The 8,214-nt window shown below is 72.4% G+C and carries 8 protein-coding genes and 1 pseudogene; 1 reads left to right on the forward strand and 8 read right to left on the reverse strand.

From position 1 onward, the window contains the following. From ACWCO3_RS27410 to nadD, 8 genes and pseudogenes are all read right to left on the reverse strand, one after another. Positions 1-240, reverse strand: a pseudogene (locus tag ACWCO3_RS27410) (DNA polymerase III subunit delta); the annotation flags it as partial. Positions 241-387: 147 nt separating this feature from the next. Next, a complete protein-coding gene (locus ACWCO3_RS27415; protein ID WP_450012778.1) occupies positions 388-2,796 on the reverse strand; it encodes a ComEC/Rec2 family competence protein in 2,409 nt (802 codons plus the stop codon). Between the two features lie 26 nt (positions 2,797-2,822). Continuing rightward, positions 2,823-3,629, reverse strand: coding sequence for a ComEA family DNA-binding protein (locus ACWCO3_RS27420; RefSeq protein WP_145779396.1), 807 nt, complete (start codon positions 3,627-3,629; stop codon positions 2,823-2,825). Between the two features lie 207 nt (positions 3,630-3,836). Then, a complete protein-coding gene (locus ACWCO3_RS27425; RefSeq protein ID WP_145779395.1) occupies positions 3,837-4,211 on the reverse strand; it encodes a VOC family protein in 375 nt (124 codons plus the stop codon). Positions 4,212-4,434: 223 nt separating this feature from the next. Next, positions 4,435-5,289: a DegV family protein gene (locus tag ACWCO3_RS27430; RefSeq protein WP_357843624.1), complete on the reverse strand. Its 855-nt coding sequence runs from the start codon at positions 5,287-5,289 to the stop codon at positions 4,435-4,437. A gap of 72 nt (positions 5,290-5,361) precedes the next feature. After that, positions 5,362-5,991, reverse strand: a complete 630-nt coding sequence (locus ACWCO3_RS27435; protein ID WP_145779393.1) for a histidine phosphatase family protein — start codon at positions 5,989-5,991, stop codon at positions 5,362-5,364. After that, positions 5,988-6,395 (reverse strand): ribosome silencing factor, encoded by a 408-nt coding sequence (gene rsfS / locus ACWCO3_RS27440; protein ID WP_358167233.1) that lies wholly within the window; start codon positions 6,393-6,395, stop codon positions 5,988-5,990. Before rsfS ends, ACWCO3_RS27435 begins: the two co-directional genes overlap by 4 nt. Positions 6,396-6,505: 110 nt before the next feature. After that, positions 6,506-7,102 (reverse strand): nicotinate-nucleotide adenylyltransferase, encoded by a 597-nt coding sequence (gene nadD, locus ACWCO3_RS27445; protein WP_145779391.1) that lies wholly within the window; start codon positions 7,100-7,102, stop codon positions 6,506-6,508. 112 nt (positions 7,103-7,214) lie between these two features. Between nadD and ACWCO3_RS27450 the strand changes: the two genes are divergently transcribed. Next, complete coding sequence (locus ACWCO3_RS27450) at positions 7,215-7,904, forward strand: PadR family transcriptional regulator (RefSeq protein ID WP_145779390.1); 690 nt, start codon at positions 7,215-7,217, stop codon at positions 7,902-7,904. The last annotated feature ends 310 nt before the right edge of the window (positions 7,905-8,214 follow it).

Raw genomic sequence — 8,214 nt, forward strand, 5'->3', positions numbered from 1 at the left:
GCGCGCGTCCTGACCGGAACGCAGGATCAGCAGCCGCCGCCCACCGAACAGCGACGGGCTGAGCATCTCGGCGATCTCGCCGACGGTGAGCGCTCCGGCCTGGTACTCGCGGACGTCCACCTCGGGGTCGACGCTGCGAACCTTCGCGACAGCTTCGGTGACCGCGCGCGTGGCGAGCAGCTCCTCGTCACCGAGGACGAGCAGAATGGGGGCGAGGCTGGCGGGGGTCACGCCGCCCATATTCGCACGCCCCAGCGTGGGATCGTGCCTGCTCATCAGCTGCTCGGTCGGCGCAGCCCGCACACAACGCAAATCCCGACATCTATCTCAATTGCCAATTAATGCGCAATTCGGGCGCGGTCCGTCCACTCCTAAACCCGCCCGGTCTCAGGGCTGCCGGCCCGGTGGCACCCCTCGGCGGGCCACCGCCAGGCCGTTCCTCGTCCGAACCGCTGCCAGGTCGCCGTCGGTGTCGGTGCGCAGCACCCGGGCACCACCCCTGCCCAACCGACTGAGCAGCCCGGGGCTCGGATGCCCGTAGGTGTTGCCGGTGCCGACCGGCACGAGCGCGACGGCAGGCCGCACCGCGTCGAGGAACCCGAGATCCTGGTACGCCGAACCGTGGTGGGCGACTTTCAGCACGTCCGCCCGCAACTGGCCGGGCGTCGCCCTCGCCAGCATCGCGTGCTGCTCCTCGGTCTCTGCGTCGCCGGGCAGCAGGATCCGCACCCCGGCCACCGTGGCGCGCAGCACCACCGAGTTGTTGTTCGGGTCGGACCTGGTGCCGGCCAGCGGGTACGGCGGGCCGAGCACCAGCAGGTCCACCCCGCCCACGGGGTGTCGAGCGCCCGCCACGGTGGTCAGCAACGCGGCCCGCCCGCCGATCGCCGCCGCCCGGACGAGGTCCCGGCCGCTCTCCGGGTCAGTCGACGAGGGCGTCAGCACGGCACCGACCCGCCGTCCCCGGAACACCCCGGCCACCCCACCCACGTGGTCGGCGTGGAAGTGACTGATCACCAGCAGTGGCACCTCCCGTACGCCGAGCCGTCGCAGGCAGCCGTCCACCGCACCCGGCTCCGGCCCGGCGTCCACCACGACCGCCCGGCCGGGTGCGACCGGCAGCACCACGGCGTCGCCCTGACCCACGGCGCAGACCACCACCACCCAACCCGGCGGCGGCCAGCCGGCGAAGACCAGCCGCACCGGAAGCGCACCCAGCACCGTGGCCACGCCGACGACCGCCACCAGCCGCCGTACGAGTGGTCGGCGCACCGCGACCAGCAGCGCGACGGTCAGTGCGGACAACAGCAGAGCGCCGGGCAGCCCGCCCAGCCACGGCACGGTGCCGCCCGGCAGCCGGGCGCCCTGCCGGGCGATGACCACCAACCACCAGGCCGGCCAGCTCGCCATCCAGGCGAGGAACTCGGCGCCACCCGGCCAGACCGGCGACACCATGGCCGCCAACACGCCCAGCACTGTCGCCGGCGCGATGGCCGGCACCGCCAGCAGGTTGGCCGGCACGGCCACCAGGCTGACCGTGCCGGAGATTCCGGCGACGACCGGGCCACAGGCCAATTGCGCCGCCGCCGGCACGGCCAGCGCCTCCGCCAGCCCGGGCGGTACTCCCCGCCGTCGTAGCCCGTCCCGCCAGCGTGGCGCGAGCAGCAACAGGCCGCCGGTGGCCAGCACGGAGAGCGCGAACCCGGGATCACCGGCCAACTCGGGGTCGACCAGCACCAGCACGGTGACGGCGGCGGCAAGCGCGGGCAGCGCGGCTCGGGGCCGGCCGGCCGCCAGCGCGGCGAGACCGATCGCTCCCATCGTCGCCGCCCGTACGACGCTCGGTGACGGACGGACCAGGATGACGAAGCCCACCAGTGCGACCCCGCAGAGCCCGACGGCGAGCCACGGCCCGGCCCGTGACCATCGGGCCAGCAGCAACACGGCGCCTACGACAATCGCGACGTTGCTCCCCGAAACAGCGTTGAGGTGTGTCATTCCGGTTGCTTGGAAGTCCGCCTCGACGGCGGGCGGCAGCCGGCTGGTGTCCCCCACCACCAGCCCGGGGAGCAGCCCACCCGGATCGTCGGGCAGCGGGGCGCAGGCTCGTTGCAGGCCGGCTCGCAGCGACCCGGCAGCGCGCTGCGCCCAGGACGACACACCGTGCCGCTCCGGCGGGCCGTCGGCGCTGAGCACGGCTGCGGTGAGGTCGCCACCACGCGGAACGCCGAGCCGGCCGTCGGCGCTGAGGCGCTGCCCAGGCAGCAGGCCCCGCCAGGTGGGGTCGGTCGTCAGGACGAGCAGCCGCACCGACGCGTGGATCCGCCGGCCATCCGGGCCGGTGAGCCGGACCGACTCCGTCGACACCAGCAGCATGCCCGGCCGCCCGGCGCTGCGGATCGGACGCGGATCGTCCCTCACCACCAGATCAACTGTGACCAGAGCACGCTGCTCGGCCAGGGCACGGATCGCCGGTGCGTCGCGAACTGCTAGGCGCGCTCCGGTGGCAGCACCACCGGCAACCACGCCGAGACCGACCGCCACGGCGATCCACCCGTAGCGCCGCGCCACGGCCCGGGGACGGCCGAGGCGGCCGAGCAGATGCAGAGCACCGGCCGCTGTCACACCGGCCGCCGCGCTGGCGCCCAGCAGGACGGCCAGGCCGCCCAGGTGCAGGCCAGCGAGCGCGGTGAGCCAGGCCGCCACGGCGAGCCCAGCCAGTCGCAGATCCGGCGGTTGGACGGGGGCTTGATCGGCCGGCGGCGATTGCGGCGCGCCACCGGCCACGGGGGTCAGCCGCAGACCAGCGGCGGTGGACTCCCTCACACCGTCACCAGATCCTTGAGCTGCTCGTACCGTGCGTCGCCGATCCCGTCGACCTGACGCAGGTCGCCGACAGCCTTGAACCCGCCGTGCTGGTCCCGGTGGCTGAGGATCCGCTGGGCGAGCACCGGCCCGACCCCGGGCAGCGCGTCGAGTTGGGCCAGGGTGGCTGTGTTGAGGTTCAGCGGGCCGGCGGCCGTTGCCGCCCCACCTCCCGCCGGGCCGACCGGTGCCGGCGGAGGCGTCACACCGACCACGATCAGCTCCCCGTCGGTGACCTTGCGGGCGGGGTTGAGCAGCGCCAGGTCGACACCGGGCAGTGGACCACCGGCCGCCTGGACCGCATCGGCGAGCCGGGAGCCGGCAGGCAGCCGTACCAAACCGGGCTTGCGGACCTTGCCCGCGACCGCCACCACCAGCTCGCCGGGGCCGGGCCCGCTGGGGTCACCCGTCGAGGCGGCCGACGGGGCCTCGCTGACCAGCGGTGCGACCGCCTCCGACTGGGGCCGGGACCGCCAGGCCCAGGCTGCCGCCCCCAACACCACCACCACGGCGACGACAGCCAAGGCCCGCACCCCGCGTCGCCCTGGATCGAACGCCCCCGGACCGGCCAGTCGCGACTCGGGCTCGCTCGCGAGGCCGCCGGGGGCCGGCTCCGCGAGCGGCGCGGCAACCCGGGACGGCAGCACGCCACCCACGGTTACGCCCACGGGCGCCCCCGCTGGCCGGGGTGGCACCGGTGCGGCGACCGCCTCCGTCAGCCGCCGCAGGCGCTGGCGTACCTCTGTCTCCTCGTCGTGCGACACAGGGCGACGCTATGGCGGCGGACGCTGCGGCGGGACTCCTCGGCATCGGCCTGTGGACAGGCGACACCATTGTGGACAACGCCCTGATCATGCCCGCGATCTGCTATGGCCGCACGGGCCAGGCCGTCGTCGAGTGTTTCCTCGACAGGCGTCGCCGGAACCGATGCCCGTCCTCGCCCGACGGCCCGACCGCCGTCGAATCGACAGCTACAGGTACGGCCGGGTGATGATCTCGATCATGTGGCCCGACGGGTCCATGAAGTAGAAGCCCCGCCCACCGTGCTCGGTGTTGGTCTCCCCCTCCCGTTCCAGCTTCGGGTCGGCCCAGTACGTGATGCCACGCCCCTCGATAAACCTCAGGCACCTGACGAACAACTCGTCGTCGACGAGGAACGCGTAGTGCTGTATCTGGATGTCCACCGGCGGCTCGGCGAACTGGAGCAGCACGCCCTCGTCCAGCTGGACGTTGGTGAACGGCCCCCACGACGGCGCTTCCGGCAACTCGAACAGCTCCCGGTAGAACGCCGCCGAGGCGTTCCTGTCCTTGCTGACGACGATGGTGTGGTTGAACGTGACTGTCATCGGTACCGTCTTCTTCCCGGTAGATCCGTAGACCCGACCGGAAGCCCACAGCCCCCACCCAGCCACACCGATGACAAAACCCCGAGGGCGCCGACGCCCCGGATCCCGCACGAGAGACGCGTGCATGGCGTCAATCTCGGCGTGGTGGCTGAAGTAGCCAGAACCTCCGGGGGGTAGGCCCATCTGGGGCGCGCACGGAGGCTAACACAGCGGGGCGAGCCGGTCAGTCGGCCGGACGGCGGTGGACGACCACACAGGCCAGACCCGGGCCGGCGTGGGCGGCGACGACCGCGCCGGCCTCGGAGACGTACGTGTCGTGCAGCCGGTCACCGAACCGCCCGGTCAGCGCGACGAGCAACGCCTCGGCTCGCTGCGGCGCGGCCAGGTGGTGCACCCCGAGATCGACGTCGTCGTCCCCGGCCGCCTCGACGGCCAGGTCGACGAGCCGGGCCACTCCGCGGCTGGCGGTGCGGACCTTCTCCCGCAGCACGATCGTCCCGTCCGGCATGTGCATGATCGGCTTGACGGAGAGGGCGGTCCCGAGCAGCGCCTCGGCGGCGTTGATCCGACCGCCTCGGCGGAGGAACTCGAGCGTGTCGACGTAGAACCAGACGGTGGTGCGGGCGACGGCGGCGAGCGCGGCGTCGCGTACACCGGCGAGGTCGACGCCGGCCTCGGCGGCGGTGGCGGCCGCGATGGCCGGAAAGCCGAGACCCATGCCGGTCGAGCGACTGTCCACGACCTCGACGCGCCCGTCGAAGTCGGCGGCGGCCAGGCGGGCGGCCTCGACGGTGCCGGACAGGGCGGCGGAGATGTGCACCGAGACGATCCCGTCGGCGCCGTCGTCCAACAGTCGGCGGTACGTGCGGGCGAACTGTTCCGGTGCCGGCCGGGAGGTGGTCGCGGTGACCCGGCGGGCGCTCAGCGCCAGTGTGGCGTCGGCCGGCTGGGTCTCCACCCCCTCCAACCCCTCCGCGCCGTTGAGGACGACTGTCAACGGCACGACGGTCAGCCGGTGCGCGTGCACCAGCTCGGGCGGGAGGTAGGCGGTGGAGTCGATGACGACCGCGACGGGCATGCCCGGCACGCTAGCCGATCGGGACGCCGAACGACGAAGCGCGATGACGCCCAACCGGGGCGAGGATCGTGCTCAGACCGCGTCGACGGCGACCGGGGCGGTGATCAGGCCGACGTTGTGCGCCCGCAACTGCCAACCCCGGACGTCGTCATGGCGCAGCTCGGTCCAGTGGCAGTTGGCGAGCGAACCGACGGCGCGCAGCACCGACGCGTCCCAGCCGAGCAGGTGACCGACGCCCTGCCGGGAGGCGCCGCCGTGGGTGGCGATCACCACGGTGCCGCCCGGTGCCGCGTGGGCGGCCTCCAGCAGCGCGGCGGCGACCCGCTCACCGAGGTCGTGCAACGGTTCCACGTCGACCCCGGGAGCGGGGTCGCCGGCCTGCCAGCGGGCGTACTCCTCGGGGAAGCGCTCGGCGACCTCGGTGAGGTGCAGGCCCTGCCACTGGCCGAAGTGCCGCTCGCGCAGCCGTGCGTCGGTGCGGACCGGCAGGCCGGTCAACGCGACCAGTGCGGCGGCGGTCTCCGCGGCGCGGCCCAGGTCACTGGACACGATGGCGTCGGGCCGCAGCGCCGCGAGCAGCGGCGCGGCGGCGCGGGCCTGGTCGCGGCCAAGCTCGTTCAGGGGTACGTCGGTCTGCCCCTGGACCCGGTTGGCGGCGTTCCAGTCGGTGTTGCCGTGCCGCCAGACGATCAGCTTGGTCATTCGGCTGCGGCGGACCCGCCGGCGTCGGCCTCGACCAGGTCGCGGTCGACGAACGGGATGGTGGGGCAGTCCTTCCAGAGCCGGTCGAGGGCGTAGAACTCGCGCTCCTCGGTGTGCTGGACGTGCACCACGATGTCGACGTAGTCGAGCAGCACCCAACGGCCACCGCGCTCGCCCTCGCGCCGCAACGGCTTCGCCTTCTCCGGGAGCTCCAGCAGGCTCTCCTCGATGGCGTCGACGATGGCCAGCACCTGACGCTCGTTGGGAGCGGCGGCGAGTACGAACGCGTCGGTGATGGCGAGCTGGTCGCCGACGTCGATGATCGTGATGTCCTGCGCCTTCTTGTCGGCGGCGGCCTGGGCGGCCGCGATAGCCAGCTCGTGAGCGCGTTCGGAAACTGTCACCGTTCTCCTTCGATCAGGCGTGCGATCCTCCAAGCGTCTCACACCCGCCGACGCACCGACCGGGCAGTTCTGGTCGGTGCAAGGTGGAAACAGGGGCATACCGGGCGGGTTCAGTGCTGATAGAGGCTCCGCTTGGCGATGTACTGCACCACACCGTCGGGGACCAGGTACCAGACCGGTTCACCCCGGGCGACCCGGGCGCGGCAGTCGGTCGACGAAATGGACATCGCCGGCACCTGGATCAGACTGACGGTGTCCGCCGGAAGGTGCTTGTCGGTCAGCGCGAACCCGGGCCGGGTCACACCGACGAAGTGCGCCAGCTCGAAGATCTCGTCCAGGTCCTTCCAGGACAGGATGCGTTGCAGAGCGTCCGCTCCGGTGATGAAGAACAGCTGCACCTTGGGGCCGTACTCGGCCTGAAGGTCGCGCAGGGTGTCGACCGTGTACGTCGGCCCACTGCGATCGATGTCGACCCGGCTGACCTGGAAGCGGGGGTTGGAGGCGGTCGCGATGACGGTCATCAGGTACCGGTCCTCGGCAGGGCTCACCGGTTCGTCGGCCTTCTGCCACGGCTGCCCGGTCGGGACGAAGACCACCTCGTCCAGGCCGAACCGGTCGGCCACCTCGCTGGCCGCGACGAGGTGCCCGTGGTGGATCGGGTCGAAGGTGCCACCCATGATCCCGATCCGCCGGATATCTTCCTCCACCCCGTGATCGTAGGCCGAAGGCGTGAGCGGGCTGTTGCGGCCCGGTACCGGCTCGGCCACCGAAGACCTATACTCGTATGCGAGTAATCGTTGACGAGTGAACGGGGGCGTCGTGGCGAAACGTCGCAAGGTCGGCAACCTGCTGGCGCTGGCCGTGCTGTCCGCGCTCGTTCAGCGGCCGATGCACCCGTACGAGATGGCCACCACACTCCGCGCCTGGGGCAAGGAACAGGACATGGAGATCAAGTGGGGCTCCTTCTACACGGTGATCCGCAACCTCGACAAACATCAGTTGATCGAGGCGGTGGAGAGCCTCCGCGAGGGCCGCCGCCCGGAACGCACCGTCTACCGCATCACCGACTCGGGCCGGGCGGAACTGGTCGACTGGGCCCGTGAGCTGGTCTCCACGCCGATGCCGGAGCATCCCCGGTTCCGGGCCGGCCTGTCCGTCCTCGCCGCCCTGCATCCCGACGAGGCCACCGACCTGCTCCGGCAGCGGCTCGATCGCCTGGACGGCGCGCTGCGTCGGGACCGCGAGACACTCGCCGCCCATCTGCGGGAGATCCCGCGGCTGTTCCTGGTGGAGACCGAGTACGACCTGGCCATGCGGGACGCGGAGGCCGCCTGGCTACGGGCGCTGCTCGTGGAGCTGACCTCGGGGAGCTACCCGGGGCTCGACACCTGGCGCGCCTTCCACGAGACCGGCGAGATGCCGGCCGAGCTGACCGGGCTGGCGGAGAGGACCAGCACCCCGACCACCGGTGCCCAGAGCACCGGCCAGCACCTCGACACGACCGACTGACGGACGGCTCCGGCGGGGTGCGCCAACACCCCGCCGGAGCCCTTACCCCGAACCGACACCTGGGAAGGTGCCCGGCCCGAAGCGGCAAACACGAGGATAACCGGGCTCCCTCCCAGGTCCGTGCGCCTGCGCGGACCACGACACCCCAGGGAGAGAGCATGACCACGGTACGAACCGCGATCGTCATCGGCGGCGGCATCGCCGGCCCGGTGACGGCGCTGGCGCTGCGCCGCGCCGGCATCACCGCCACCGTCCACGAGGCGTACCCGGCCACCGCCAGTGAGGCCGGCGGCATCGGCGGCACCCTCGC

The organism is Micromonospora sp. NPDC002411 (assembly GCF_053592955.1).

Bases quoted from the DNA above. Each gene is read 5' to 3' on its own strand.
- ACWCO3_RS27430 (WP_357843624.1), bottom strand. From the start codon at position 5,289: ATGCCCGTCGCGGTCGTCATCGACTCCACCGCCTACCTCCCGCCCGAG.
- ACWCO3_RS27435 (WP_145779393.1), bottom strand. From the start codon at position 5,991: ATGACCAAGCTGATCGTCTGGCGGCACGGCAACACCGACTGGAACGCC.
- ACWCO3_RS27425 (WP_145779395.1), bottom strand. From the start codon at position 4,211: ATGACAGTCACGTTCAACCACACCATCGTCGTCAGCAAGGACAGGAAC.